This window comes from Pseudomonas sp. CFBP 13710 (assembly GCF_014842235.1).
Taxonomy (GTDB): domain Bacteria; phylum Pseudomonadota; class Gammaproteobacteria; order Pseudomonadales; family Pseudomonadaceae; genus Aquipseudomonas; species Aquipseudomonas baltica.
The window spans coordinates 53,409-79,675 of sequence record NZ_JACYVJ010000011.1 but is presented as its reverse complement, the minus strand read 5'-3'; the positions used below and the strand labels follow the sequence as shown (position 1 = coordinate 79,675).

Annotated in this window: 19 protein-coding genes, 1 other RNA gene and 3 pseudogenes; 14 read left to right on the top strand and 9 right to left on the bottom strand. The window is 55.0% G+C overall.

The window, feature by feature from the left end; translation table 11 throughout:
• Nucleotides 1-187: 187 nt before the first annotated feature.
• The 5 genes from IFT44_RS18640 to IFT44_RS18620 are packed head-to-tail and all read left to right on the top strand — an operon-like array spanning nucleotide 188 to nucleotide 9,750.
• On the top strand, nucleotides 188-1,093 hold the full coding sequence (locus IFT44_RS18640; RefSeq protein ID WP_192176376.1) for a DUF4007 family protein: 906 nt from the start codon (nucleotides 188-190) through the stop codon (nucleotides 1,091-1,093).
• On the top strand, nucleotides 1,086-4,544 hold the full coding sequence (locus tag IFT44_RS18635) for a hypothetical protein (protein ID WP_192176375.1): 3,459 nt from the start codon (nucleotides 1,086-1,088) through the stop codon (nucleotides 4,542-4,544). The genes IFT44_RS18640 and IFT44_RS18635 overlap by 8 nt, the downstream gene beginning before the upstream one ends.
• Nucleotides 4,522-5,349: a phosphoadenosine phosphosulfate reductase family protein gene (locus tag IFT44_RS18630; protein WP_192176374.1), complete on the top strand. Its 828-nt coding sequence runs from the start codon at nucleotides 4,522-4,524 to the stop codon at nucleotides 5,347-5,349. The genes IFT44_RS18635 and IFT44_RS18630 overlap by 23 nt, the downstream gene beginning before the upstream one ends.
• Before the next feature lie 16 nt (nucleotides 5,350-5,365).
• Entirely contained in the window at nucleotides 5,366-7,768 is a 2,403-nt protein-coding gene (locus tag IFT44_RS18625) for an ATP-binding protein (protein ID WP_192176373.1), read from the top strand.
• Nucleotides 7,768-9,750, top strand: a complete 1,983-nt coding sequence (locus tag IFT44_RS18620) for a hypothetical protein (RefSeq protein WP_192176372.1) — start codon at nucleotides 7,768-7,770, stop codon at nucleotides 9,748-9,750. Before IFT44_RS18625 ends, IFT44_RS18620 begins: the two co-directional genes overlap by 1 nt.
• A gap of 620 nt (nucleotides 9,751-10,370) precedes the next feature.
• On the opposite strand, the gene IFT44_RS21435 is transcribed toward IFT44_RS18620, so the two are convergent.
• Nucleotides 10,371-10,676 (bottom strand): conjugal transfer nickase/helicase domain-containing protein, encoded by a 306-nt coding sequence (locus IFT44_RS21435; RefSeq protein ID WP_446730964.1) that lies wholly within the window; start codon nucleotides 10,674-10,676, stop codon nucleotides 10,371-10,373.
• Here IFT44_RS21435 and tnpC point away from each other — a divergent pair.
• A pseudogene (tnpC, locus tag IFT44_RS21255) lies at nucleotides 10,636-11,305 on the top strand (IS66 family transposase); the annotation flags it as partial. The gene IFT44_RS21435 and the pseudogene tnpC overlap by 41 nt on opposite strands.
• Before the next feature lie 27 nt (nucleotides 11,306-11,332).
• On the opposite strand, the pseudogene IFT44_RS18605 reads toward tnpC, so the two are convergent.
• From IFT44_RS18605 to IFT44_RS18585, 5 genes and pseudogenes are all read right to left on the bottom strand, one after another.
• Nucleotides 11,333-11,500, bottom strand: a pseudogene (locus IFT44_RS18605) (TraI domain-containing protein); the annotation flags it as partial.
• A 47-nt stretch (nucleotides 11,501-11,547) separates the two neighbouring features.
• A pseudogene (locus tag IFT44_RS18600) lies at nucleotides 11,548-12,803 on the bottom strand (integrase domain-containing protein).
• Nucleotides 12,804-12,987: 184 nt separating this feature from the next.
• Nucleotides 12,988-13,380, bottom strand: a transfer-messenger RNA (tmRNA) gene (ssrA, locus tag IFT44_RS18595).
• Between the two features lie 78 nt (nucleotides 13,381-13,458).
• Nucleotides 13,459-13,731, bottom strand: a complete 273-nt coding sequence (locus IFT44_RS18590; protein WP_122480206.1) for a hypothetical protein — start codon at nucleotides 13,729-13,731, stop codon at nucleotides 13,459-13,461.
• Between the two features lie 216 nt (nucleotides 13,732-13,947).
• Complete coding sequence (locus IFT44_RS18585) at nucleotides 13,948-15,648, bottom strand: lactate permease LctP family transporter (RefSeq protein ID WP_192176371.1); 1,701 nt, start codon at nucleotides 15,646-15,648, stop codon at nucleotides 13,948-13,950.
• A 179-nt stretch (nucleotides 15,649-15,827) separates the two neighbouring features.
• On the opposite strand from IFT44_RS18585, the gene IFT44_RS18580 reads away from it, so the two are divergent.
• A complete protein-coding gene (locus tag IFT44_RS18580) occupies nucleotides 15,828-16,598 on the top strand; it encodes a GntR family transcriptional regulator (protein WP_192176370.1) in 771 nt (256 codons plus the stop codon).
• Between the two features lie 45 nt (nucleotides 16,599-16,643).
• Here IFT44_RS18580 and smpB read toward each other — a convergent pair whose 3' ends face one another.
• Nucleotides 16,644-17,126, bottom strand: coding sequence for an SsrA-binding protein SmpB (smpB, locus tag IFT44_RS18575; RefSeq protein WP_043190812.1), 483 nt, complete (start codon nucleotides 17,124-17,126; stop codon nucleotides 16,644-16,646).
• Nucleotides 17,127-17,383: 257 nt separating this feature from the next.
• Here smpB and IFT44_RS18570 point away from each other — a divergent pair, with 257 nt between their 5' ends.
• A complete protein-coding gene (locus tag IFT44_RS18570; RefSeq protein WP_122480203.1) occupies nucleotides 17,384-17,818 on the top strand; it encodes a type II toxin-antitoxin system RatA family toxin in 435 nt (144 codons plus the stop codon).
• The gene (locus tag IFT44_RS18565; RefSeq protein ID WP_192176369.1) at nucleotides 17,811-18,122 is read left to right on the top strand and encodes an RnfH family protein; all 312 of its coding nucleotides are present in this window, start codon (nucleotides 17,811-17,813) and stop codon (nucleotides 18,120-18,122) included. Before IFT44_RS18570 ends, IFT44_RS18565 begins: the two co-directional genes overlap by 8 nt.
• 61 nt (nucleotides 18,123-18,183) lie before the next feature.
• Here the strand turns inward: IFT44_RS18565 and IFT44_RS18560 are convergent, their stop codons facing one another.
• Nucleotides 18,184-18,705: an outer membrane protein assembly factor BamE gene (locus tag IFT44_RS18560; protein WP_122480201.1), complete on the bottom strand. Its 522-nt coding sequence runs from the start codon at nucleotides 18,703-18,705 to the stop codon at nucleotides 18,184-18,186.
• 98 nt (nucleotides 18,706-18,803) lie between these two features.
• Here IFT44_RS18560 and fur point away from each other — a divergent pair, with 98 nt between their 5' ends.
• Nucleotides 18,804-19,208, top strand: coding sequence for a ferric iron uptake transcriptional regulator (gene fur / locus IFT44_RS18555; protein WP_122480200.1), 405 nt, complete (start codon nucleotides 18,804-18,806; stop codon nucleotides 19,206-19,208).
• Between the two features lie 169 nt (nucleotides 19,209-19,377).
• Here the strand turns inward: fur and recN are convergent, their stop codons facing one another.
• Nucleotides 19,378-21,051 carry a DNA repair protein RecN gene (gene recN, locus IFT44_RS18550; protein ID WP_122480199.1) on the bottom strand — a complete coding sequence of 558 codons (1,674 nt, stop codon included), beginning with the start codon at nucleotides 21,049-21,051 and terminating at the stop codon, nucleotides 19,378-19,380.
• A gap of 228 nt (nucleotides 21,052-21,279) precedes the next feature.
• Here recN and grpE point away from each other — a divergent pair, with 228 nt between their 5' ends.
• The 4 genes from grpE to dapB all read left to right on the top strand — a co-directional run bounded on the left by grpE (nucleotide 21,280) and on the right by dapB (nucleotide 26,018).
• Nucleotides 21,280-21,846: a nucleotide exchange factor GrpE gene (grpE, locus tag IFT44_RS18545; protein WP_122480198.1), complete on the top strand. Its 567-nt coding sequence runs from the start codon at nucleotides 21,280-21,282 to the stop codon at nucleotides 21,844-21,846.
• A 116-nt stretch (nucleotides 21,847-21,962) separates the two neighbouring features.
• The gene (gene dnaK / locus IFT44_RS18540; RefSeq protein ID WP_122480197.1) at nucleotides 21,963-23,882 is read left to right on the top strand and encodes a molecular chaperone DnaK; all 1,920 of its coding nucleotides are present in this window, start codon (nucleotides 21,963-21,965) and stop codon (nucleotides 23,880-23,882) included.
• A 187-nt stretch (nucleotides 23,883-24,069) separates the two neighbouring features.
• Nucleotides 24,070-25,197 (top strand): molecular chaperone DnaJ, encoded by a 1,128-nt coding sequence (gene dnaJ / locus IFT44_RS18535; RefSeq protein WP_122480196.1) that lies wholly within the window; start codon nucleotides 24,070-24,072, stop codon nucleotides 25,195-25,197.
• A gap of 17 nt (nucleotides 25,198-25,214) precedes the next feature.
• Complete coding sequence (dapB, locus tag IFT44_RS18530) at nucleotides 25,215-26,018, top strand: 4-hydroxy-tetrahydrodipicolinate reductase (protein WP_122480195.1); 804 nt, start codon at nucleotides 25,215-25,217, stop codon at nucleotides 26,016-26,018.
• The last annotated feature ends 249 nt before the right edge of the window (nucleotides 26,019-26,267 follow it).

The window sequence follows — 26,267 nt, the reverse complement described above, 5'->3', positions numbered from 1 at the left end:
AGCTAGGACGAGTTTCTCTCAGCGAGCAATTGCTGCGCAATGCCGGTCTGCACGAGGGCGATCAGGTAGATCTCTACTTTGATGCCGCAACGAAACGAATCATTATCGAGCCAGCAGCTCCAGCAGCTCCAGCAGCTCCAGCAGCTCCAGCCGCTGCGGCGAAAATGGCTTCAGGGAGGAAGGGGTAATGTCAAGCATGCAACGACGAGATGAGCGCTTCTCAGGTCATGAGTCCTTCGTCTGCCGTTACGGATGGCTGCCAAAGCTACACCAAGCAATTGTCAGTAATTCTCTGGCTCTGAAAGATGAAGCCCAAGCGACAATTACGTTGGGTATCGGCCGCAACATGGTCAAGTCAATACAGTTTTGGGGCGAAGCGTTCGGGATTGTCAGCGGTCGTGATGCTGCGGGTCTGCAATCTGGTCCCATTGGACGTTTGCTGCTATCAAAAGCCGGTTGGGATCCGTATCTCGAGCAGCCTGAGTCGCTCTGGTTACTCCACTGGTGGATCTCGTCCCACGCGGAGATTGCGGTTTGGAATCTGGTCTTCGGGAGCGCGACTTATTCACGTTTTGATCGAAAGGAACTCATCACGGGGCTCGAGCGACAGGCGCTAGCCAGTAATAAAAAGCTAGCAGTTTCGACCCTTGAGCAACACGCGAGCATTTTCCTTCATTCGTATAAGCGCGAAGAGTCAGCAGGGGACGATACCTCGTGGTGCCCATTGCAGGATTTGGGGCTTTTTGAAGAGGTCACTGCTGACGATGGTAAAACCGTTTACCTAGTAGGTCGGAATGCTCCCTTAGGTCTGTCTCCGCGAGTTTTTCTTTTTTCCTTGATCGATTACTTCCAACGTCAGGATGCCAACTCTCTCAGTCTCAACCAGATTGTGCATGGTGAATTCAGCCCCGGCAGTGTGTTTAGGTTGGATAACTTTCAAGTAGGTAGCTTGATCGAAGGTATAGAAAAAGAGTTTGGTGGTGTGGTGCGATTTATTGATACGGCTGATACCCAGCAAATCACTTTGGATAAAACTCTATCGCCTGTTTGGGCTGATTGCTTGCTGGGCGCAGGAGAAGAATTGAATGTCTGACCTACTGATAAATCACCTTGAGTTGGATTCCAAATTTCTGCGCTCCATTTCGCTGGCTAGGGATTTGAGGTCACAAGACTCGCTCGATAGTTATCTGATCACTCCTGCGGTCCTGGCAGTGCTTCGCCAGATTGGCGGAGCGCTGAAGTCGGGAAGCGCGCAACGCGCCTGGAAAATCATGGGACCCTACGGTAGTGGCAAATCGGCGTTAGGGTTGCTGCTCGCTCGTTTATTAGAAGGGCAAAAAAGCTCTCAGGCAATTTACGAACAACTCGCTGAGGCCTCCAATGAAGTCGTCGAGCTTTTCCCTCAGGCGCAAAACCGCTTTGCACTGGCAATAAGCGGTTCGCGTATATCGTTGGGTGATGCGTTAGCACAGTCTATTCTTGAGGCACTCGAGCACCTTCCAAAAAGCAAGCTTGCCGCTGAGTTGAAGCGCCAGTTGGATAGGAAGGCTCAAACCTATCGTGATATACCCCTCAACGCGGCAACAAGTAGGTTGCTAAGTGATTTTGTTTTAATCACCAAGGATGCTAAGTGTTGTGGTGTTCTATTACTTATTGACGAGCTTGGTAAATTCATTGAACACGCAGCTCTAAACCCGGAAGCCGGTGATTTGATGTCTTTGCAGCAAATCGCTGAAGTCGCGTCGCACCCCACGGATGAAGGTCTTTTAGTCATATCAATGCTGCACCAGCATTTTGATGCTTATGCTAAAGGTGTCGGTCGCACCCTCTCCGATGAGTGGCACAAGGTCTCTGCACGTTTCGATGAAGTGCCATTTGATGAGCCGGTCGAGCGGTATGCCCATTTCGCCCGTCATGCCCTAGGCGCCGATGCAACTATTACTGAGTCAGTTGCCCTGAAAAAAGATGCCCGTTGCATCTACAAGCAAGCGATTGATTTTAACTTTTTCCAGGGGACTGGTGAAAGTGAGCTGTTCTCTCAAGCCGAGCGCTTGTATCCATTGCACCCAGCAGCGCTGGCTTGTTTAGCGGTCATCTCTAAGCGATTTGGCCAGAGTGAGCGTTCATTCCACGCATTTATGCGTGGATATGAATCCGGAGCGCTTAGAGACTTTGCAGAGCACCATGTCCTCGATCATTCTTCTTGGTATGGAATGAGCGAGCTTTTTGATTACCTCACGACGGGGGTAGGGCTTCGCTTTCGTGATCTTGAGGCTGAGCGGCGTTGGGACTTCGCTCGTGCTGTTGTAGAGCGAAATGACGCGGAGATGACGGCACTGCAGCTTGACTTGCTCAAGTCGATTGCCGTCATTGAACTGGTTGCTCAAGTCCTCCATGTCGCATTGACCGTTGAACTCCTCAGATTTGTTACGGGGGAGGATCTTAAAGCTATCTCCGAAGCTTTGAGTGAGCTAGCTGCCAAAGCGATCCTGGTACATCGTCATGCGAGTGATGATTATGGTTTTGCCGTTAGTCACGCTATCAACGTCGAGGCTTTATACGAGCAAACTATGCAGCGCTCGGCTGATGAACTGATGTTTAATGGCGTTTCACAAGCCCTATCTGAAAGAAGCGTTATAGCAAGTCGTCACTATCAGCAGACGGGAACAATCCGCACGGTAAAAGTGACTGCGGGCACGTCGGATAAAATTAAGCAAACCATCGGTACTCATGGTCGCCATGATGGCAGTGTTGGGCTGATATTTGTAGATGCTGAGTCTTCTCCTTTAGTTGATGCTGCTGAAGAGGTGGCTCGCTCTACCAAGGATGTTTTATCGCTCACTGCAATTGTCAAAGTCGGTCGGGATGAGCGTAATGCTCTGATTGAATATTCCCGCTGGCTGATGGTTCATGACCAGGTCAAGCGTCGCCATTTGGATCCTTGGACTGAGCGCTATGTCGAATTGAGGTTCAGCACGGCACGTGAGTGTGTCAGTCGACTGGTCTTGGCGTTGCTCAACCGGCAAGCTAAAGGATCGTCCGGTATGGAGTACTGGCACGGAGGAAAGGTGATTGCCGAAAGTGGCGCAATGAACCTTAGCCAAGCAGCCTCTTGGTTGTTCGATAAGGTTTACAAAGCGGCTCCGGTTATCATTAATGAGTTGATCAACAAGGATAAGCCGTCGTCTGCTATCAATGCAGCTCGTCAGCGTCTATTTGATCTGCTGGATAAAACAGTTGATTCAGAGTTGCTCGGTATCGTCGACTTCCCACCCGAGCGATTGCTCTACAGCTCTCTGCTTCAATCCACTGGACTGCATCGTAAAGGGGCTGGCAAGCGTTGGTTGTTAAGCGCACCAAACGGTGATTCCCCTGCCGGTATACGTAAAATTTGGGCAGAGCTTGATAAGCAACTGATGATTGATGGGCAGGTCACTTTTGCTGAGGTTATTTCTAGCTTAGCTCTACCGCCACTAGGGGTTCGAAATGGACCGGCTAGCGTGTGGTTCATGGTTTACCTTCTGATTAACAAAGAATCATGCGCGATTTTTGAACGAGGAAGTCTGATCTTGGAGCTGACCTCCGATCATCAGCAACGGATGTTCAGAAGCCCTCACACCTTTAGCTTCCGCCGCTTCGATATTGCGGCAGAGCGCAAAGACCTGATCAAAGATTACGCAAAGGCACTTGGAGCGGTAGGTGTGCAATTGGGGTTGAATGCATCTTACCTGGATGCCGCGCGGGAGTTGATCCGCTGGTACGGGCGTCTTCCGCAGTATTCGCAAGAAACACTGCGGCTTACAAACCAAACCAAAGCCCTTCGTGACGTAATCAAAAGAGCAACCGATCCGGTTTCGTTGCTCGCCATCGATATGCCACGTATGGTGATGGCTGGGAAAGGTAAGGACGGTAATAGTTTCCCCGATCTACTGGCGAAAAGCCTTACTGAGCTTGGTATGGCGTACCGACGGTTGCAGGACGAGGTTAGCCTTTCCATGGCTGAAGCTTTTGAGATCACAGGCCCTCTTAAGGCTCTTCGATCGCAGCTCCAAGAGGAGTGCGCTGATACTGCGCAATCCCTTGCTGAGGTAGATCTTAAAGCTTTCATCATGCGCTGTTCTGATATCACGCTGACCGACGACAAGTGGATGGATTCCATTGCGAGTGTAGTCGTTCACAGGCCATTAGATATCTGGAAAGACAGTGATGCACCGATGTTTGCAGAAGCCGTGCTTGAGCTATGTGGCCGCTATAAACGATGGCTTAGAGTCGCAATGCGTAAAGGCGAATTCGAGCGACAGGCGCAACGCTTCGTCGGGGTGACATTGACACTTCCAAGTGGCGAGGAAGCAGCGATGCTGTTGACCTCCGACCCCGAAACGAAGATTATGGCCAATGGCCTGCTAAAAACTCTCACTAAGCAAGCGGGTGGCAATTTGAATTTAGCCGCTTCAGCCCTTGCTCAAGCTTTGCTCCAACTGCAGCAGGGCTCCACAGAACACGATGAGAAAGAGTTGAGCGATGAGCAACGAACCGCAGGTTAGACACATCCTTAGCCTCTCTGGTGGTAAGGACAGCGCCGCGTTAGCTATTTACATGCGAGATCGTGTGCCAGAGATGGAGTACATCTTTAGCGATACCGGTAAAGAGCTGCCAGAGACTTACGACTATTTGCAGCGCCTGGAAAACTACCTCGGGAAACCACTGCATCGGCTGAACGCTGACCTTGGCTTTGACCATTGGTATGACATGTATGGAGGAATGATTCCTTCCAATCATCGTCGTTGGTGCACGAAAATGCTCAAGCTGAAGCCGTTTGAGGATTTTTGTGGTGATCAACCGATCATCAATTATGTTGGGCTCCGTGCAGATGAAAATCGTACGGGCTACATCAGCCATAAGACGAATATCAAAGCTGTCTACCCCTTCCAGGAGGACGGGTTGATTCTGCGCGACATCGAAGAAATTCTTAGAGTATCGGGCGTCGGGATGCCCCCATATACGAAATGGGGCCGGACTCGATCAGGTTGCTATTTTTGCTTCTATCAGCAAAAAATCGAATGGGTGAAATTGAAAGAGACTCATCCCGATCTATACGAGAAGGCAAAAGAGTACGAAGTGCCATTTGAGAAAACGGGGAATTTCTTTACTTGGAGTCAAGGCGAAAGTCTCGCCGAGCTTGAGCAGCCGGGGCGCATGGCTCAGATCAAACGTGATCATGCGTTGCGCGTAGAGCGACAAGCGCAACGTAAAGATAACTCGACGCTTATCGCTGTGTTTTCGGATCACGATTCCGCAGAAAGCCTTGAAGACGATGATGATCAGGGCTGTTTGGTGTGCCAGCTTTGAATAAAGGATGAAGTAAGTGGCCATTACATTTAAAGCTAGAGTGTTACTTGAGCTTGGCGCGGAGCTGATTAGTTCTGATGCTGTAGCGCTTTATGAATTGGTGAAGAATGCAATTGACGCTGGTTCGCCACATGTGGAGGTTTCTTTTTTTATCGTGTTGCAACGCTCAGCCTTTAATGAGCTCAACGAGATTCTCGACAGTGATTTTCCGGTTGAAGAGCTAATTTCACAATTTAAATCAGGTGTCGACCGGTTGATTGAGGTCGATGCGGCTGAAGAGGCAAAAAGCAAATTTTATGCGGATCTGGGCGAACCCGCCACAGTGCGGGCCGCGAGACGGAACTTATCCAAAGCATTTTTTAATTCCAATAAGATAGTGATCAAAGATTGCGGTCACGGAATGACTATCGATGCACTGCATAAGTATTATTTGACAGTTGGAACTCCGATGCGTGTAATCGAGCGTTCCAGCCGTAAACGCTTTGGCTCGGATGCCTCTAAAAACGATCCTATTTTGGGTGAGAAAGGTATTGGGCGTCTATCCGCAATGCGGCTAGGGCATTATGTTTTTCTAAAAACCGCAGTCAGTGAGGAGCCTAATTGGAACTGTCTACAACTGGACTGGCGAAAGATTTTTGATGATCCTAATTTAGACGCAGATGCATTGGACTACGAGCCTTATGTGGGCTCTCAAAAGCAGACCAGCGATTTTAGCGGTACGACACTGGTAATCAGAGATCTGCAATCGGATTGGACGCAGGAGAAGATAAACACGCTGGTTAATACAGATATGGCTAAGATGGCCAATCCGTTTGATTCAAACTTTTTTAATACATATTTTCGATTTAATTTTCAAGCGCAAAAAGTTCAACTCGCTTTTTTTGAAAAGATGAAGTTAGGCCATGCAGACGCAGTTTGCACAGCATCCTTCAAGAAGTTGGATGGTGTAAAAAATGCTAATCCACTAGACTCGTGGGAATTGTCGGTATTTGTCGAGTATAAGCGCTACGGAGCGCAACGAGTACATACATTCACCGGTGATCATCTGGCTGCATGTGTAAGAGAACAGGCAAAGAAGGGTAAGGCGAGTAGCCTTATCATGTCTAATGAGATTATTGAAAATGCGCTTAAAACACTTGGTCCTTTTGAAGTAAAGTTCTGGTGGTTCAATCGTGGGAGGATTAGAAAAGAAAATAGCGAGTTGTGGAGCGGCGGGTTGGAACGATTCGTCCGATTATGGAGTGGGGGACTACTTGTTTATCGCGATGGTTTTAGAGTCTATCCTTACGGGGGCGCGGCTGATGACTGGCTTGATCTAGACCGGAATGCTCTTTCAGCTTCCCAGTACAAACTTAACCGTGCTCAAATCATCGGATATTTGAACATTGGTAAGGAAAGTAATCCCGAGCTTCACGATCAGACCAACCGTGAGGGATTCAGAGATACACCTGAGAAAGAAGCACTTCGTCGGTTGTTGCGTCATGTTTTTATTACAGAGTGTCGACGTTATTTAGAAAAAATAGACAAAGAGCATAAGGCAGATACCACGGAGACTGTGGACGAACTTGAGCAAAGGCTAAATGACTCGCAGAAAATTGCTCTAAAAAGTCTTAAGGATTTGCAGTCCAGGGTTCCGCAAGAAAGCGAAACTATTGAAAGTATAAGATTTCAGTTGGGAGATATTCAAGACGCTTGGGAGCGCGCCAAGATTACCATAAAGAACCATGACGCAGATATGGAACAGTACGTTCATCTGGCTGGGGTTGGACTTCAAGTGGAATTTATTTCGCATGAGCTAGCGAGGGTGACTGGAGATGCCCTAGAGTTGCTGTCTAAGAAACAAGATATTAATAACGATTCAACTAAGAGGTTTTTGCAGGCGCAGCTTAAAACTCTCAATAAGCGTGTGCGTGTGCTTGATATGTTAAGTATACCTGGCAGGCAAACCAAGAAATGGTGTGATATAGAGGATGTTAGCGCCTTGTTGTACGAGATGCATGAAAATAAGATCGAAAGGCACGGTATAGAGTTTTCTATTGATGTCATAAATGACGTACCATTAAAGGTCCACATCGAGCAAGGTCAGGTCTTGCAAATATTGGATAACTTATTTAGCAATTCATTTTACTGGCTTAAGCACCGTTTTAGTCGCGAATCGCCACCCAAAATCTCTATCGTTATAAACGCGGAGGCTCGGACGGTCACCTTCACAGATAATGGGCCGGGTGTACCGGATAGCATTTCAGATAGTATCTTTGATCCATTTGTGACGTCGAAGCCCTCCAGCGAAGGTCGTGGATTGGGATTGTTTATTTCTCAGCGCTTAGCTTCTTATAATGAGGCTGAGTTGGTGTTGGGTACGAAAAATCAAGGTAAGTATAACTCTTTTGTATTGAAGTTTAAACAAGGGAAGGAATAATGGGTGTCACGGGGTTGCATCGAGGCTTTACGGATAAAGTGGTCATAGTCGATGATGGCTACAGAGATGTCGATCTAACCATGATCGATGGAGCTGATTTCTCCGAGTTCTTTGAAGTCGTGTTGGCCGAGCATAGATGGGAGGAGTTGAAGAAGGATGTTTTCTCCGAATTTCCAGATTTGGGGTTAGAGAATTTATTTGAACATGAAGACGCTGTTCGAGCCGCATGGAGTTATTATCAGGGGGACTTTACTAGCAAACATCCTTATTTGGAGATTATGTTTCGTCAGCTACTCGCTGATGTGGGTATGCTAATCGCACCATTAAAGCCGCTAGTTAACTATTTGGAAAATGAGCTTGGCCTTGTAGTTAAGCGCTTCAGTTCTGTGGAGGCAGCCGCTGACGAAATTCGAAGCTGCCGTTTAGTTTTTTTAGATTTTTACCTAGCTGCCGGCTCTTCTGAAGAAATGCTACGCAACATCGAACGTCATAAAGACTTACTTTCGAGTAAAGTGACTCCGGATGGAAGCCCTCGTTTTGTATATTTGATGTCTTCGCAGTTACCTGATAAACCAATTGTTGAGCGGTTTAGACAGATCACCAGCTTAAGAGAGGCACTTTTTCGCGCAGTGCGTAAAGAGTCGTTTCAAGAAGACTGGATGAGAACTGAATTTCTTTCGAGAGCAGAGTTGTATCAAGACGTCGCGAAAGTTGAAATATTTTTGGCTGCTTTTGGTAGCGCTATTAAAGCCTCTTCAGAAAGTCTGATGCGGGACATCGTGGACTTAGAGCTTTATGATCTCTCGATTTTAAATAGCATGCGTCTTTATAAAGAAGAAGAGAGCTATGCTGAGTACCTAGGCTGGTTGTTTTCAGAAGCGCTATCAGCGAAAATTCGAAACTCCAACTTGTTATCTCTGGCGGGGCAGGGTGTGAACGATATCAAGCTCACGCCGTTCTCCGGGCTCCTAGAGCCGCGCTCATTACTGTTCAAGCTGTATTCGGAGATAGCCTTTTCCCATACTGGTCCGCAAGGTCAATTTCAAAAGGTTCATTTTGGTGATGTTTACCAGGCATATCCAAAAATCCAAGAGCGTCCTTTCAAAATGTCAAGTTTGCGTAAGCGTGCTGCCTCCCGGCGCGGCGGCGTAAAAAGTTGGCGAGACATACACCTGAGTAGCGATAAAGGGTTAACTAATACTAGCTCGTTTAATGATAGTGACCAACTTCTATTGGTAATATCGCCAGCATGTGATCTTATCAGATGTTATTCTGATGAATACCAGGTTACTTGTGTGCGTGGGACTGTTGTTCACTCTGCTCCACGTTTGGCAGATTTGTTTGATCAGAAATATGTTTTTGGTGAAAATAAGCATGTATTGCGTATCGAAACGCCAATGGGTGAAAAGTATCAAGTGATAAATTGGAATCCCAAAGATATCATCACAATACCTTTCGGTTTACTGCGAAACACGTCGATATATCTTCGTAAGGCTCGTATGAATGAGCTGTTTTGCCATGAGCTGAAGGAGTCTGCATTAAGAATCCTAGGGCGAGTTGGCGTACCTGTGGATCCGTCTTTCTCCATTCCCCTTGCCGCTGTATTTAATTTTAAAGTGGGTAACGATTTCTTTAGACTTGCAGCTCCTCCGTCTAAATTTGTATCAGCAGTCCGTCTTGCTGGTAACAAGCTAAATGAGAAAAAGATAGTTTTTACTGAGGAGTTTAATTCTTGGTTTGGCGATGCCTTACGTACTCATTTTGCGGCGCAGGAAGTTCCAAAAAAATATTCTAAAATTGCTTCGTTGTTCCAAAAAGGTGTAAGTGTTGAATTTAGTCTCGAAAAAAATAAGGAGCCGTCATTGATTGATGGTGTGGGTAAACTTATTTATTTGAATGAGTTTACCGAGCGTGAATGTACCATTGATTCCGCACTTTATGTTTTTCCTTGGGCAGAGGTAAACATTACGACCGTCCACTAGTGATTATTTACGATGAGTCACCACTTCACTTTAAAATATAGGTCAGTTTCGGATACTGCTGTAAGGTTATGTCATTGATGTGCTTACATCGTATCAGGGTGGTGGTGATTCTGGATATAATTGATGGCATAGTGCGGCGTTCGTATGGTTCAAGACTCCTGCTGGCCAATTCAATCCAACGCATGGTGCAGGCACCGCCAACAATAGCTCGTTTATTTCTGCCGGTTGTGATAGCCAAATAGCGAGCTGTACAGTGCGGGCTTATAAGCACGCGTTCACTGGAGGCTAGCAATCTGTGTTTAACTGGGTCGAAATCTCAGGCCCACTGACGCTAGTTCCACGTAGAACGCTTGATCCATCGGCGTGTGATAGCAGAGCAGTTTAGTTGCGAGTGCTCGCACAGTCGAGTAGATGGAGTGCTACGGAAAATTAAACTTTTTCGGTTTTAAGGACCGGGTATCGGTAGGTACAGTGTCAAATAACAGTGCGGCGGTCTTTAACAGAAAACCTTTAGTTTTTGCTTTCTCTCAAGCACCTTCAAGCTGATAGCTCCATACACTCAATCTGTCGCCGTGCTTTCTATGGACGTTCAGTTTTTCGAGCCGCTTCTGCTCCCAGCGCTATTCCTCCATCACTTGAACAGCCCTCTGAGAGATATCCGGAAACTCGTGAGCATAACGTTCGAATATTCCGGGTGTGATCAAGAGCACGGTACCGTACACCTCGTGGATTTTCACCTTGCTGTCATTGAGGATTAGCTTATGGCTTAGGATGCCCAGCTTGATCCAACTCAGGAAAACCTGGCCTAGGTTGTCCGATGGGGCGTTTGATACTTCACGAGCATTTTCTAGTGAGCCTGCTGGCGGATCGAGTGAGACCGGGGTCGAAGCAGTCGCCGCCCCAGTGAAACGACGTGGCAAGCGCACGCCCCTTCCAGCCGGGATGCCGCGTGTTGAAATCGTCCATGAACTGCCCGAGCACGAGCGCACCTGTGCCTGCGGCACCTGCAAGCAGGTGATCGGCGAAGAGACCAGCGAGCAGTTGGAGATCATCCCGATGCAGGTGCGGGTGATCCGCCATATCCGTAAAACCTACGCCTGCAAGGCCTGCGAAACAGCCCCGGTCACCGCAGACAAGCCAGCCCAACTGATCGAGAAAAGCCTGGCCAGCCCGAGCGTGCAGGCCATGCTGCTGACCACCAAGTACGCCGATGGCATCCCGCTGTATCGTTTCGAGAAGATGCTCAGCCGTGATGGCATCCCAGACCCTGGCGCGCTGGATGATCCAGTCTGGCGGGCGGCTACAGCCCTTTCTCAACCTCATGCGCGAGCAGTTGCTGGACTACCCGGTGCTGCATTGCGACGAACCCCGGCTCTAGGTATTGCATGAACCTGGGCGAGATCCCACGGCCCAATTCTGGATGTGGGTGCAAAGCGGTGGCCCGCCGGAGAAACCCGTTGTCCTCTTCGACTACAGCGTTAGCCGTGCGCAGGAAGTACCGTTACGCCTGCTCGAATGCATCAGCGGCTACCTGATGTGGAGCGCTTACGGAGGGGTAGTACCCTCAATCGATTGAGACTGCAATCTTGTCCGTGACCGTCTTGCTGACCAGCCAGAATGCGTCCTGGGTCAGCCATCCCGCGGCAACCGGTTGGTTGAGTTTCAGCCCGTATTGAATCAGGTGCCGCGGTCCGCTGTTCAAGTGATGCTGCAGCGAATGCATCGGCGCCTGCAGTACCGTTTTTGGATTATCTGGGGTAATCGTGCCACTGCTTCTGACCGGTTATAACCTTTTGATCAGCGTATCGAAACCACTTTTCTGTCTAGATTTTCCGTCAGGGCTGAGATAGAGAGGTTACCGGTAGCAGCTTCCTGAATGTGTTCACTCCACCACGTCATCATGGGACGTCTGCGTTCGATATAGTCTGCTCGGTTGTACGCGCTACGAACCTCGTCCTTGTCGACATGGGCACGCGCTACCTCTATCAGCTCCGGATCCCAGCCTGTCTCGTTCAGGATGGTACTTGCCATTGATCGCATGCCATGGCTTACCAGGCGACCCTCGAAGCCCATGCGCTTCAGCGCCATGTTGGCGGTCTGGCTGTTGCAGTGGGTACGAGGATTGCGGTCTGCAGGGAAGACGTACTCACGGTGTCCACTATAGGGTTTGATCGCCTCCAGCAGTGCCAAGGCTTGGTCCGTTAGCGGGATGATGTGCGCGCGACGTTTCTTCATGCGTTCCGCTGGGATCGTCCAGATCTTCTTCCCGAAATCGATGCTAGCCCACCGCGTGGTGGCGGCCTCTGCTGGTCGGGTCATAGTGTGAAGTTGCCATTCGATTAGGCATCGGGTTGTTCTTTTGATGCTGGCATTAGCAATTGCCACCATGAGCTCGTTCAGCTCATCGGGAGGCAGCGCTGCCATATTTTTCTTTTTTGGTTTCTTAAAAACCGAGCGAATCCCGATAAGTGGATTGGCATGGATGAGCCCGTAATTCACCCCGTAAGTCATGATCTCGTTGAGGCGCTGGGTCAGACGTTTAACAGTCTTCAAACTACCTTTAGTCTCAAGAGGTCTGAGCAGACTGATAACCTTGGGAGCGCTGATTGCGAAAATCGGAGTTGAGCCTAGGTCTGGGAAGATGTGGAGCGTGAGCGAGCGCCAAATATCCTCAGCGTAGGCAGTTGTCACTGAGTCTTTCTTTAATTCAAACCATGCGGTCGCCACGTTTTGAAACGTGTGTTCTGCCGCGGCTTTTTTTAGCTGGCGATCAGTATCGCGATGCTTTTTTAGATTTAGTCCTTGGGCGAAAAGCTCCCTGGCCTCAACAGTCCGTTTTCGCGCTTGAGCCAGGCTCACTTCGGGAAAAGTGCCTAGTCCCATGTTGATCCGCTTTTTGGTTACGGGATGGACATAGTTGAAATTCTACAGCTTTGAGCATTGGTTCTCACTCGCATTTGAAGGCCGTTGCCATCAGTCAATGTGTAGACCTTTTCCTTAGGCTTGGCGGCTTTGACTTTAAGGTCTGAGAGGCGCGTGGCTTGGGCGCTCATGGTGTATTCCAATGCTGTTTGTGTATTCCAAAAATCCCCAGCTGGGAGCTTGGAATACCACTTGGAATATACATCTGCATAGATGTCAATGGACGCCGACGGATCCTGATGGCCCTGAAGCCCCCGTATTTACTGGATTCCAGACACAAAAAAAGACGCCCTAAGACGTCCTCTTCTGCAGATTTGGTGGAGCCGGGGGGATTTGAACCCCCGTCCGCCAGTACTCCGCTGTCGGTACTACATGCTTAGCCGTGTCTACTGAGTTAATCCGCAGCCGCCCGACTGGCAGGGTGCATTGGACGAGCTGTGTAAGTTTTAGTCGCTTTGCCCACAGCGTGCTACACGACGATCCTGTTCTGCGTGACGATCACTTTGGGTTTACAGGCATCCCCTGATGATCGCTGGCACCGAAGTAGCCAGAAGAGCGGCTCAGCTACCGTTAGGCAGCGAGAGCTTGGCCCTCGTAGGTTTCGTCATTGGCAACTATAGAAAGTTGCAACAGTTGATTTACGACTTCTGTTACCAAGTCGGCATGCACCTAGAGTTTCGCAACCGGCGTCGAATCCTAATCGGCCCCAGTCCCTGCGGTTAGGCAGGGGAGACGTAGTCTACGTCATTTTGCGGCGTCAGGCCAACCCCATGGTTGGCTTGGCGATCAGCCTTTGCTTTTCTGAGCATCCATCAGGATGTTCATGGCATCGGTGGAGTGCGAGATGCAGGCTTTTTCGTCCTTGGCAGCGTGGGCGGCCATGGCAGCTTTGTACGCGTCGTCGTATTGGCTCTTGGCAGGGTCGCCGAGCTGCATCGAAGTGGTCTTGGCGTCGTTCAGCTTCTGCATGTTCACTTCGCACAGGTCGTCAGCGGCGAACACAGGGGATGCGATCAGGGCGGAGGCTACGATCAGGCCGGACAGATAGGTACGCTTCATAAGAATCTCCTTACTCAAGGTGGACTCGGCGCTCCTCGGTAGGATCGGCGTCCGCAGTCAGAAATAGCCCAATTGCTTGCGGGCCTGATGAATGGACTTCGCCCTTTTGCAGGGGTTCTGTCGAAAACGTGTGCGGATGTAAATAAATTCAGTTAGCACCAAAAGGGGGCGACATCGCCCCCAGGTTGGGTGTGTTGGACGCATATCGGCCAGGGATCAGTGCACCAGCATGCCGGTGAACCAGTATGCCTGCGCCAGGGTGATCAAGCCGATGATGGTGGCGAACAACAAGCTGTGCTTGAGCGTGAAACGCAGCAGGTCGGACTCGCGGCCCACCAGGCCGGTGGCAGCGCAGGCCACGGCGATGGACTGCGGCGAGATCATCTTGCCGGTCACGCCGCCGCTGGAGTTGGCGGCCACCATCAGTACGTCGCTGACGCCCAGTTGGTGCGCGGTGGTGGCTTGCAGCGAGCCGAACAGGGCGTTGGACGAGGTGTCCGAGCCGGTCAGGAACACGCCTAGCCAACCCAGGAACGGCGAGAAGAACGGGAACGCGGAACCGGTGCCGGCCAGGATCAGCGCCATGGTCGATGACATGCCCGAGAAGTTGGTGACGAAGGCGAACGCCAGCACCATGCCGATGGACAGGATTGGCCAGCGCAGTTCGAACAGGGTTTCACCGAAGGTCTTCAGTGCGGTCTTGATGTCGATGCGCAGCACCATCATCGAGATGATCGCGGCGAACAGGATCGCTGTGCCGGTGGCCGAGATCGGGTCGAACTTGAACACGGCGGGCATTGGCGTTGCGGTGGCGACGATGGGCGCGGTCTTCAGTACCAGTTGGTCGAGGTGCGGAATGGCGAAATTGAACACGAAGTTGTACATGGCGCCGCCCGGGGCGAACATGGCTTTGAATGGCTTCAGGGTCCAGATGGTGACCAGCACGGTCAGGATCAGGAACGGCGACCACGCCTTGAGGATCTCTCCCAGGCTGTAGGGCGTTGGTGTGGAGCCGCCGACCGCAGACGTTTTGCCCGCAGGCCCGCCACTCATTACGGCAGCACCACCGCTCACGGCCACTTGATCAATGCTGGCGCTGCGCTTGGGCTGCCACACTTTCAGGAACAGCGTCAGGCAGACGATGCTGGTCAGCGCCGAGGTGATGTCGGGCAGTTCCGGGCCGATGAAGTTGGAGGTCAGGTACTGCACGATGGCGAAGCTCAGGCCTGCAACCAGTGCCGCCGGCCAGGTCTCCCGGACGCCGCGCAGGCCGTCCATAATGAACACCAGCCAGAACGGTACGATCAACGACAGCAGCGGCAGCTGGCGGCCGGTCATGGCGCCGATCTTGAACGGGTCGATGCCGGTCACCTGGCCCGCGACGATGATCGGGATACCCAATGCGCCGAAAGCGACAGGTGCGGTGTTGGCGATCAGGCAAAGGCCTGCCGCGTACAGCGGGTTGAAGCCCAGGCCCACCAGCAGGGCCGCGGTGATGGCGACCGGCGCGCCGAAGCCTGCGGCACCTTCCAGGAAGGCGCCGAAGCAGAAGCCGATCAGCAATACCTGCAGGCGTTGGTCGTCGGTGATCGACAGCACCGAGCTGCGGATGATCTCGAACTGGCCGCTCTTGACCGTGAGCTTGTACAGGAACACGGCAGCCACGATGATCCAGGCAATCGGCCACAGCCCGTACATGAAGCCGTAGCCGGCGGCCGCCAGTGCCATGTCGGCCGGCATGCCGTAGGCGAAGATCGCCAGCACGATGGACAGCGCCAGGGTGATGCTGCCGGCGACGTGCCCCTTCATGCGGAATACGGCCAGCGCCAGGAAGAAGAACACGATGGGTATGACGGCTACCAGGGCGGATAGCCCGAGGCTGCCGAGCGGGTTGTAGATCTGCTGCCAGGTTTGCATAGACTGAGGCCCCTTGTTTTTTTTGGAAGGCTTGGCGCTACGGCGCTGTATTGCAGAAATTGGTAATACCAATTTACAATAAGTTCCGGTCAGGTTAGGACGCAGCCGTGAGGCTGTCAATTTCCTTGTCTATGACTTTGGTCGAGTGCGGCCAAGGCAATCGTGTGTTGGAGCCACCCATGGGTATTGAGCAAGTCCGTCAGCGGCGTTTGTCCGACGGCATCGTCGAGCGCCTGGAGGCCATGATTCTCGAGGGCACGCTGAGGGCAGGCGAGCGTTTGCCGGCCGAGCGGGCGCTGGCCGAGCAGTTTGGTGTGTCGCGGCCTTCCTTGCGTGAAGCCATCCAGAAGCTGGTGGCCAAGGGCATGCTGGTCAGCCGTCAGGGCGGGGGCAATTATGTCTGCCACACGATCGGCTCGACCTTCAGCGATCCGCTGTTAGCGTTGCTGGAAAGCAATCCGGAAAGCCAGCGCGACCTGCTCGAGTTTCGCCATACCCTGGAGGCGTCGTGCGCCTTCTATGCAGCGCAACGCGCCACCGAGATCGATCGCGATCGATTGAGGCAGGCGATGGATGTCCTGGAAGATTGTTACCGCCGAGTCGAGGACGCCACGCGGGAAGAGGAGGGTGTGGCCGATGCCAACTTCCATCTGGCCATTGCCGAAGCCAGTCACAACGCGGTGTTGCTGCACACCGTGCGAGGGCTGTTCGACATGCTCAAGCGCAACATGGTGGTGAACATCGGTGGCATGCACCGGCACAGCGGGGAAACCCGAGACAAGTTGATCGCGCAGCATCGCCAGCTGTTTCAGGCCATCGTGAGCGGTCAGGCAGAGCAGGCACGTGAATTGGCCAGCCTGCATATCACTTACGTGCAGGGCGTGCTCGACGAGGCACGGCAGACAGTGCAACGCACCGCTCGCGCACAGCGTCGCAGCAGCTTGCAGTAATCAAGCCGGTAAATGCGGCAAAGCTGGCGCTGCAAGGGGAAGGAATCAGTCTTCCTTGCCCTTGTTGCGCACGGCACGCTGCAGCTCGCGGTTGGAATCGCGTTCGCGCTCGGTATCGCGCTTGTCGTATTCCTTCTTGCCCTTGCCCAGAGCGATTTCGCACTTGATCAAGTGCTTGCTCCAGTAGATCGACAAGGCCACGCAGGCATAGCCCTTCTGCTGAACCTGGGCGAACAGCTTTTCCAGCTCGCGGCGGTTGAGCAGCAGTTTGCGGGTACGCGTCGGGTCGGCGATCACATGGGTGCTGGCGGTGGTCAGGGGGGTGAAGTGGCTACCCATCAGCCAGGCTTCGCCGTCCTTGAGCAGCACGTAGCTGTCCACCAGTTGCGCCTTGCCGGCACGCAGGCTTTTTACTTCCCAACCGGCCAGGACCAAGCCAGCCTCGAAACGGTGTTCGATGAAGTAATCGTGTCGCGCTTTCTTGTTCTGCGCGATGGTCCCTGTAGGGTGTTTCTTTAATTTGGCCATAGGGCGCGCATTATAGGCAGTCGTTGCGCTCTCGGCTACGGTATTGCTATGCGCTTGAGCGCTTGCAATGAATACCGGACAATACCTGATCTTTATGGATAGCCTGCGCTTTGCCGCTGTCGACAAAGAAGCCCCGTGATTTCGTTGGCGTGCCCCCTGTCTGCTGGCATGCCTACCTTATTTTCAAGGCGCCGTTGGCGTCGTTCGGCCGACGCGGATTCTCGCGTCCGCCGCCCAGCTTTGGAAGTGACGCCCGCATGACTACCCATATTCAACGCTCGGCCCTGCTGCCTTACCCTGCTCAGGCCCTGTATGACCTGGTCAACGACGTGTCCCGCTACCCCGAGTTTCTGCCTTGGTGTTCGTCCACCACCATCCTTGAAGAAACCGACACCCTGATGCGCGCCAACCTGGACATTGCCAAGGGTGGGCTGAGTCAGCATTTCGTGACCCGCAATACCTTGGTGCCCGGTAGCTCCATTGAAATGAACCTGGAAGAAGGTCCGTTCAACCAGTTGCACGGAGTGTGGGTGTTCAAGCCGCTGGGCGAGAAGGCCTGCAAGATCAGCCTGGACCTGTCCTTCGACTACGCCGGCCCGATCATTCGCGCAACCTTGGGTCCGCTGTTCAATCAGGCTGCCAACACCTTGGTGGATGCCTTCTGCCAGCGCGCCAAGCAACTGCATGGTTGAGCACCTGATCGACATCGAAGTGGCGTATGCCGCGGTCGATGATCAGGCATTGATCGGGCTGAAAGTGCCTGAGGGCACAACCGTCGCCCAGGCGATCGAGATGTCAGGCATTGCCCAGCGCTTCCCAGGTGTGAATTTCAGTCAGTGCCCGGTAGGCATCTTCGCCAAGCTGCTGGATTCGCCCGCCGAGCACGTGCTGCAATCCGGTGACCGCATCGAACTCTACCGGCCGTTGCTCGCGGACCCGAAAGAGGTGCGACGATTGCGCGCGGCCAAGGCGGCGCAAGCGCGCAAGCCTCGTTGAGATAACTTTCCTTCGCCCATGAAAAAGCCCGGCATGACCGGGCTTTTTTCGTACCGCCTGCTTACTGCGGCGAAACGTCCAGCGGCTGGGGTGCCGGGACGGGGACGGTCTTCACGCCGTCCACGTCGCGCTGGATGTCGTCGAGCATCGAGCCAGGCTTGGGTGGCTCTTCGGCCTTCTGCGGCTCGCCCTGCTGGGGCGTAGCGGTGGTGTCGGTGTCGCTGCCCAGAATTGCCTGGTCCCTGCTGACGCCCGGCATGAAATCGCCAGAGAGGCCGACCAATTGGTCGTTGCCGTTGAACATGACACTCATGCGTTCCTGCTGGCGTTCGCCGCCGCCTGGCTGCAGGCTGTACAGGTAATCCCAGCGATTGGCGTGAAACGTGTCGACCAACAGGGGGTTGCCCATGATAAACCTTACTTGCCGACGGGTCATTCCGGGCCGTAACTGGTCTATCATGTCCTGTGTGACGACATTGCCCTGCTGGATGTCGATTTTGTAAACCCCGGGGAATGAACAACCGGCGAGTGCGAGCAGTCCCACGAAGGTGAGGCTGGTTAGCAAGTGCTTGGTGTTTTGCATCGGTGGGCGACTTCCACTATCTTGGCTGGGACAACGTAAACCCCGATCATACCCGTATTAAGAGATGCTGCGAAGCCGCATCGTTGAGAAAGCTGACCATGGTTGATAATAGCGAACTGCGTAAAGCCGGCCTCAAGGTGACCCTTCCACGGGTCAAGATTCTGCAAATGCTGGAGTCGGCACAGCAACGCCACATGAGCGCCGAGGAAGTCTACAAGGCGCTGATGGAAGCGGGCGAAGATGTGGGACTGGCCACGGTTTACCGTGTTCTGACCCAATTCGAAGCGGCGGGTCTGGTAGCACGTCACAACTTCGATGGCGGCCATGCCGTGTTCGAATTGGCAGACGGCGAGCACCACGACCACATGGTCGATGTCGACTCGGGTGATGTGATCGAGTTTACCGACCACGAGATCGAGCGCCGCCAGAAGGAAATCGTCAGCGAGCATGGTTACGAGCTGGTGGATCACAACCTGGTGCTGTACGTGCGCAAGCCAAAGTAACTTCAGGAGTGATGCAAAAAGGCGACCCTAGGGTCGCCTTTTTTGTTGGGGGTGAGTCAGTCAAGGCCTCTTCGCGGGCAGAGCCCCGCTCCCACCGGTCAGTGCCAGCCTTGTGGGAGCGGGGCGGGCGGCGAGCCCTCTGCCCGCGAAGAGGCCCGCCTGGCCACCATCACCCCTTGGCGGTAACAACCATCTTCTTCGCATGTGCCAGCGATTCCTTGGTCAGGTCAATCCCACCCAGCATCCGCGCCACCTCTTCCACGCGCTCACCCTTGCCCAGGTTCGACACTGCCGTGCGCGTCTCGTCACTGCCGCGCACCTTGTGCACGAACAGGTGATGGTGCCCCTGCGCCGCCACCTGCGGCAGGTGAGTCACGGTCAGCACTTGCCCACGCTCACCCAGGCGTCGCAGCAACTGCCCGACGATCTCGGCTGTTGGGCCACCGATGCCCACGTCCACTTCGTCGAACACCAGCGTCGGAACCCGCGAGGTCTGCGCCGTGATCACCTGGATTGCCAGGCTGATCCGCGACAGCTCGCCACCCGAGGCCACCTTGGCCAAGGGTTTCATCGGCTGGCCGGGGTTGGCGCTGACCAACAGCTCGACCTGCTCCAGACCATTGGGGTGCAAGTCCTCGTGGGCATTGGCGCGCAGCTCGATGGTGAAGCGCCCACCGGGCATGCCCAGGCGCTGGATTTCCACCTCCACTGCGGCCGCCAGTTGCGCCGCGGCATGGGTGCGCAGTCCGGTCAGCTCACCGGCTTTTTCCTGGTAGTGGCGTGCATAGGCCGCCAGCTCTTCACCCAGCTGCTCGATTGACTCGTCGCTGGCGTTCAACCCTTCCAGCTCTTCGAGCAAGCGGTGTTGCAGCGCGACCACTTCGGTCGGGTGGACGCGGTGTTTGCGCGCCAGGGTATAGATGGTGTCGAGGCGCTCCTCGATATGCTGCAAGCGCGCCGGATCGGCTTCGAAGTGGTCGAGGAAGCGATTGAGTTCGCCCACGGCTTCTTCCACCTGGATCTGCGCCGTTGCCAGCATCGAGGCCGCTTCGCCCAACGCGTTCGGAGCATTGCTGACGCCGCCCAGGCGATTCAGGCTGGCGGTCAGCGCGCTGAGCACGTTGCCCGAATCGTTTTCGCTGCAATGGTCGATGACCTGGCGGCAGATGCCGAACAAGGCTTCGGCGTTGGTCAGGTTTTTGTGTTCCTGTTCCAGCTGCTCCAGCTCGTTCTCGCCCAGCCCGAGGTTCTCCAGCTCTTCCAGCTGGTAGCTGAGCAACTGGTGACGTGCGCGCTGTTCGTCACCGGAGTCCGACAGGCGCTCGAGTTCCTGGCGGGTCTGGCGCCATTTCTGCGCAGCCAGGTGCACCTGCCGGGCCAGATCGCTGGCACCGGCGTATTCATCCAGCAGGCGGCGATGGGTATCGGTCTTGAGCAGCGACTGGTGCTCGTGCTGGCTATGGATATCGATCAGCAGCTCACCCAGCGACTTGAGGTCGCCGAGCGGGCAGGGGGTGCCGTTGATATAGCCACGCGAACCGCCCTTGGCCGTGATCACCCGGCGCAGGATGCAGGGGCCGTCGGTTTCCAGGTCGCGCTCGGCGAGCCACGTGCTGGCCTCGGGGATATCGACCAGATCGAAAGTGGCAAGGATGTCGGCCTTGTCTGCTCCGGGCCGAACCACGCCGCTGTCGGCGCGGTCGCCCAGGGCCAGGCCCAGCGCATCGAGCATGATCGATTTGCCGGCGCCGGTTTCGCCCGTGATCACGCTCATCCCGCGCTCGAGTTCGAGGTCGAGATGTTCGACGATGGCATAGTTGTGTACGGACAGGTGCACCAGCATAAGACCGCCCCCAGGCATGAATGTCTGGTTATTTATACAGTGTTTTATACTGGGCTGACAATATTGGCCCTTAGCTCGTTTTCGCCTGATGCCTGGGTTTTTTATCGCTTCGTTCGAAAGCCCAAGCTCAGCCGCTGGTCGTCAGCCCTTGAAGCGCGAATTTGCGACCCCATATACCGGTCAGAAGCGCGAGTCGACCTCGCGGACGTTATCGAGAGGAGAGAACCAATGGCTGATGAACAGAATCTGGACGATCAGAATCTAGACGCTAATCAGGCTGCCAGCGCTGGCGCCGAAGACCTCACCGCGCGCGTGCAGTTGCTCGAAGAGCAGCTCGCCACCGCTCAGGACCAGTCGCTGCGTGTGGCGGCCGACCTGCAGAATGTTCGCCGCCGCGCCGATCAGGACGTGGAAAAGGCGCACAAGTTCGCCCTCGAGAAGTTCGCCGGCGACCTGCTGCCCGTGCTCGACAGCCTGGAGCGCGGTATCGAGCTGTCCAGCGCCGACGACGAAAGCATTCGTCCGATGCGCGAAGGCATGGAGCTGACCCTGAAAATGTTTCAGGACACCCTCAAGCGCTACAACCTGGAAGCCATCGACCCGCACGGCCAGCCATTCAACGCCGAGCATCACCAAGCCATGGCGATGCAGGAAAGCGCGGACGTCGAGCCCAACAGTGTCTTGAAGGTTTTCCAGAAGGGCTATCAGCTCAATGGACGCCTGCTGCGCCCGGCCATGGTCGTGGTCAGCAAGGCCGCCGCACCGGTTTCGCCTTCGATCGACGAGCAGGCTTGAAATCGGCCAAGTGGCCCCCATCTTAGTGTCAAGCGTTTAAGTGCTACCGCAGACAGCCACCACTGCTGCGGCAACCAAATCCAAAATTTTCGGGCCTTAGTGCCAGGAGAAGAAACATGGGCAAGATTATCGGTATCGACCTGGGGACCACCAACTCCTGCGTCTCCATTCTGGAAAACGGCAAGGCCAAGGTCATCGAGAACGCCGAAGGCGCTCGGACCACACCTTCGATCATCGCTTATGCCAACGACGGCGAAATTCTCGTCGGTCAGTCGGCCAAGCGTCAGGCCGTCACCAACCCGCATAACACGCTGTATGCAGTGAAGCGCCTGATCGGCCGTCGTTTCGCCGAAGACGTCGTGCAGAAAGACATCCAGATGGTGCCCTACAAGATTGTCGAAGCCGACAACAAGGACGCCTGGGTCGAAGTCAACGGCCAGAAAATGGCACCGCCGCAGATCTCGGCTGAAATCTTGAAAAAGATGAAGAAGACCGCCGAAGACTACCTCGGCGAAGCGGTCACCGAAGCGGTCATCACCGTGCCGGCCTACTTCAACGACAGCCAGCGTCAGGCCACCAAGGACGCCGGTCGTATCGCCGGTCTGGACGTCAAGCGCATCATCAACGAGCCGACTGCCGCTGCACTGGCATACGGTATGGACAAGGCCAAGGGCGACCACACCGTCATCGTTTATGACCTGGGTGGCGGTACCTTCGACGTGTCCGTGATCGAAATCGCCGAAGTGGACGGCGAGCACCAGTTCGAAGTGTTGGCCACCAACGGCGACACCTTCCTGGGCGGCGAAGACTTCGACATCCGCTTGATCGACTACCTCGTAGACGAATTCAAGAAAGAAAGCGGCATGAACCTCAAGGGTGACCCGCTGGCCATGCAGCGCCTGAAAGAAGCCGCTGAGAAAGCCAAGATCGAGCTGTCCTCGAGCCAGTCGACCGACGTCAACCTGCCGTACATCACTGCAGACGCGACCGGTCCGAAGCACTTGAACGTGAAGATCTCCCGCGCCAAGCTGGAATCTTTGGTCGAAGACCTGGTTCAACGCACCATCGAGCCTTGCCGCATCGCCATGAAAGACGCCGGTATCGACGTTGGCGCGATCAACGACGTGATCCTGGTCGGTGGTCAGACCCGCATGCCGCTGGTCCAGAAGCTGGTCACCGACTTCTTCGGCAAAGAAGCCCGCAAGGACGTCAACCCCGACGAAGCCGTTGCCATGGGTGCTGCCATCCAGGGCGCCGTACTGGCCGGTGACGTGAAAGACGTGCTGCTGCTCGACGTCAGCCCGCTGACCCTGGGTATCGAAACCATGGGTGGCGTGATGACTGCGCTGATCGAGAAGAACACCACGATTCCTACCAAGAAATCGCAGGTATTCTCGACTGCCGATGACAACCAGGGCGCCGTGACCATTCACGTCCTGCAGGGCGAGCGCAAGCAAGCCGCGCAGAACAAGTCGCTGGGCAAGTTCGACTTGGCCGAGATCCCGCCAGCGCCGCGTGGCGTGCCGCAGATCGAAGTGACCTTCGACATCGATGCCAACGGCATCCTGCACGTCGGCGCGAAGGACAAGGCCACCGGCAAGACCCAGTCGATCGTGATCAAGGCCAACTCCGGTCTGTCCGAAGACGAAATTCAGCAGATGGTGCGTGACGCTGAAGTCAACGCCGAGGAAGACCGCAAGTTCGAAGAGCTGGCTGCTGCCCGCAACCAGGGTGATGCACTGGTGCACTCGACGCGCAAGATGGTTGCCGACGCCGGTGACAAGGTCACTGCCGACGAGAAGACTGCCATCGAAGCGGCCGTCGTGGCGCTGGAAGCTGCGGTCAAGGGCGACGACAAGGCTGCCATCGATGCCAAGGTCGAAGAGCTGTCCAAGGTCTCCGCTCCAGTGGCGCAGAAGATGTACGCCGACCAGGCCGAGAAGCCTGAAGGTGCTGCTGCCCAGCCAGCGGAAGAAGCCGGCAAGCACGACGACGTTGTCGATGCCGAGTTCGAAGAAGTCAAAGACAACAAGTAAACACTTGTTGGTCGGCCGGTTGACTGTGCTTGCACGGTGACTGGTAGGATGTCGCCGCGCGGGGGCTTGCTCCCGCGTTGGCGTGTCTGGAATACACGAATTTTAACAACATGCGACAGCGATCGGATGTTGGCGGCGCGGTCAGCGGCGCCCCTGCGTGCTGGCTCCCAAAAGAGTAAAAAGACTTATGGCAAAGCGTGACTATTACGAGGTTCTGGGGGTGGAGCGCGGCTCCAGCGAAGCAGATCTGAAGAAGGCCTATCGCCGCCTCGCGATGAAGCATCACCCGGATCGCAACCCCGACAGCAAGGAATCGGAAGAGGCATTCAAAGAGGCCAACGAGGCCTATGAAGTGCTGTCCGATGCGAGCAAGCGCGCAGCATACGACCAGTATGGTCATGCCGGCGTCGACCCGAGCATGGGTGGCGGTGGCCAAGGTTTCGGCGGCCAGAATTTCTCCGATATCTTCGGCGATGTGTTCAGCGATTTCTTCGGTGGCGGTCGCGGCGGCAATGGCCGCGGCGGCGCCCAGCGTGGCAGCGACCTGCGCTACACCCTCGAACTGAACCTGGAAGAAGCCGTGCGCGGCACCACGGTCAGCATCCGTGTGCCGACGCTGGTCAACTGCAAGCCCTGCGACGGCAGTGGCGCGAAGAAAGGCTCGGCGCCGATCACCTGCCCGACCTGTGGCGGTATCGGCCAGGTGCGTATGCAGCAGGGCTTCTTCTCGGTGCAGCAGACCTGCCCGCGCTGCCATGGCCAGGGCAAGATCATCTCCGACCCGTGCGATTCGTGCCATGGCGAAGGCCGTGTCGAAGAGTACAAGACCCTCTCGGTCAAGGTGCCTTCGGGCGTCGACACCGGTGATCGCATTCGCCTGTCGGGTGAAGGCGAGGCGGGCATGCAGGGTGGCCCGACCGGCGACCTCTACGTGGTGATCAACGTGCGCGAGCACGCGATCTTCCAGCGCGACGGCAAGCATCTGTACTGCGAAGTGCCGATCAGCTTTACCGACGCAGCCTTGGGCGGCGAGCTGGAAGTGCCGACCCTCGACGGTCGGGTCAAGCTGAAGATTCCGGAAGGCACCCAGACCGGCAAGCAGTTCCGTCTGCGCGGCAAGGGCGTTGCGCCCGTGCGCGGCGGCGGTGCCGGCGACCTGATGTGCCGGGTGGCGGTGGAAACGCCGGTCAACCTCGACCGTCGTCAGCGTGAGTTGCTGGAAGAATTCCGCACTTCGCTTGAGGGCAACGAATCCCATTCGCCGAAGGCCAATGGCTGGTTCGAGGGTGTGAAGCGTTTCTTCGGCGACCTGTAAGGCATAAGGATTCGAGCATGCGACGTATAGCTGTGATGGGCGCCGCCGGGCGCATGGGCAAGACCTTGATCGAAGCGGTCCAGCTGGCGCCCGGCGCCGGTTTGACGGCGGCGGTCGATCGGCCGGACAGTACACTGGTCGGCGCCGATGCCGGCGAGCTGGCTGCGCTGGGGCGGATCGGCGTACCGCTGTCGGGCGACGTGGCCAAGGTGGCGGAGGAGTTCGATGTGTTGATCGACTTCACCCACCCAACGGTAACGCTGAAGAACCTGGCGTTCTGCCGCAAGGCGGGCAAGGCCATGGTCATCGGCACCACCGGTTTCAGTGCCGAAGAAAAGGCATTGCTGGCCGAGGCGGGCAAGGATATCCCCATCGTCTTCGCCGCCAACTTCAGTGTCGGCGTCAATCTGTGCCTGAAGTTGCTCGACACCGCTGCGCGGGTGTTGGGCGACGACGTCGATATCGAGATTATGGAAGCCCATCACCGGCACAAGGTCGATGCGCCCTCGGGCACGGCCGTGCGCATGGGCGAAGTGATTGCCAGTGCGTTGGGTCGCGATCTGAAAAAGGTGGCGGTGTATGGCCGTGAAGGTCAGACCGGCGCGCGCGAGCGCCAGACCATTGGTTTCGCCACTGTGCGTGCTGGCGACGTGGTGGGTGACCACACCGTGCTGTTCGCCGCTGACGGCGAGCGCGTCGAGATCACCCACAAGGCGTCCAGCCGCATGACGTTCGCCAAGGGAGCGGTACGCGCCGCCCTCTGGCTCGACGGCCGCGCCCCAGGCTTCTACGACATGCAGGACGTGCTGGACCTGCATTGACCCAGCTGCGCCCGGCTCGCTCCTCCCGTAGGAGCGGTCATCGGCCGCGAACCAGACGCCGCGGTCTTGCTGACACACCGCGGTGCCTATTCGCGGCCAATGACCGCTCCTGCAGAGGAAGGCGCGCCAAAGTCGCATTCCCTCAAGTCTGCACCGCATTCGCGGTAGACCAAAACCCCTCTTTTCTGTAAGCTACAGCTTTAGTGTGTCCACTAAAAGCGCGCAGATAATTCGATGAAAAGAAGCGGG

What these genes read in the sequence shown, in the direction of transcription:
- IFT44_RS18640 (WP_192176376.1), top strand. Translation starts at nt 188, where the DNA reads ATGTCAAGCATGCAACGACGAGATGAGCGCTTCTCAGGTCATGAGTCC.
- IFT44_RS18635 (WP_192176375.1), top strand. Translation starts at nt 1,086, where the DNA reads ATGTCTGACCTACTGATAAATCACCTTGAGTTGGATTCCAAATTTCTG.
- IFT44_RS18630 (WP_192176374.1), top strand. Translation starts at nt 4,522, where the DNA reads ATGAGCAACGAACCGCAGGTTAGACACATCCTTAGCCTCTCTGGTGGT.
- IFT44_RS18620 (WP_192176372.1), top strand. Translation starts at nt 7,768, where the DNA reads ATGGGTGTCACGGGGTTGCATCGAGGCTTTACGGATAAAGTGGTCATA.
- IFT44_RS18590 (WP_122480206.1), bottom strand. Translation starts at nt 13,731, where the DNA reads ATGAAGCGTACCTATCTGTCCGGCCTGATCGTAGCCTCCGCCCTGATC.
- IFT44_RS18585 (WP_192176371.1), bottom strand. Translation starts at nt 15,648, where the DNA reads ATGCAAACCTGGCAGCAGATCTACAACCCGCTCGGCAGCCTCGGGCTA.
- IFT44_RS18580 (WP_192176370.1), top strand. Translation starts at nt 15,828, where the DNA reads ATGGGTATTGAGCAAGTCCGTCAGCGGCGTTTGTCCGACGGCATCGTC.
- smpB (WP_043190812.1), bottom strand. Translation starts at nt 17,126, where the DNA reads ATGGCCAAATTAAAGAAACACCCTACAGGGACCATCGCGCAGAACAAG.
- IFT44_RS18570 (WP_122480203.1), top strand. Translation starts at nt 17,384, where the DNA reads ATGACTACCCATATTCAACGCTCGGCCCTGCTGCCTTACCCTGCTCAG.
- IFT44_RS18565 (WP_192176369.1), top strand. Translation starts at nt 17,811, where the DNA reads ATGGTTGAGCACCTGATCGACATCGAAGTGGCGTATGCCGCGGTCGAT.
- IFT44_RS18560 (WP_122480201.1), bottom strand. Translation starts at nt 18,705, where the DNA reads ATGCAAAACACCAAGCACTTGCTAACCAGCCTCACCTTCGTGGGACTG.
- fur (WP_122480200.1), top strand. Translation starts at nt 18,804, where the DNA reads ATGGTTGATAATAGCGAACTGCGTAAAGCCGGCCTCAAGGTGACCCTT.
- recN (WP_122480199.1), bottom strand. Translation starts at nt 21,051, where the DNA reads ATGCTGGTGCACCTGTCCGTACACAACTATGCCATCGTCGAACATCTC.
- grpE (WP_122480198.1), top strand. Translation starts at nt 21,280, where the DNA reads ATGGCTGATGAACAGAATCTGGACGATCAGAATCTAGACGCTAATCAG.
- dnaK (WP_122480197.1), top strand. Translation starts at nt 21,963, where the DNA reads ATGGGCAAGATTATCGGTATCGACCTGGGGACCACCAACTCCTGCGTC.
- dnaJ (WP_122480196.1), top strand. Translation starts at nt 24,070, where the DNA reads ATGGCAAAGCGTGACTATTACGAGGTTCTGGGGGTGGAGCGCGGCTCC.
- dapB (WP_122480195.1), top strand. Translation starts at nt 25,215, where the DNA reads ATGCGACGTATAGCTGTGATGGGCGCCGCCGGGCGCATGGGCAAGACC.